General features: G+C 47.2%; 1 protein-coding gene. It reads left to right on the top strand.

The features are described from left to right. Positions 1-248 (top strand): TSUP family transporter (locus AAEY79_RS15955; RefSeq protein WP_352289653.1); only part of this gene is annotated, 248 nt, incomplete at both ends.

The following is a 248-nucleotide window of genomic DNA, read 5'->3' on the forward strand; positions in this document are numbered from 1 at the left end:
ACCGTACCCTTTTTAAATTGGGCAGGGTTACCGATGAAGCAGTCAGTCGGTACATCTGCTGCATGTGGTTTACCGATTGCCATTGCTGGTGCGCTTGGGTTTGCTTGGTTTGGCAAAAACGTTGAAAACTTGCCAGCTGGCACAATAGGTTTTGTGCATATTTCTGGATTCTTATGTATCTCTGTGGTCAGCTTTATGATGGCAATAGTCGGTGCCAAGCTTGCGCATCAATTGCCAGCAGCGACGTT

The sequence above is a fragment of the Psychrobacter sp. GW64-MNA-CIBAN-0177 genome, assembly GCF_040309585.1.
GTDB classification, from domain to species: domain Bacteria; phylum Pseudomonadota; class Gammaproteobacteria; order Pseudomonadales; family Moraxellaceae; genus Psychrobacter; species Psychrobacter okhotskensis.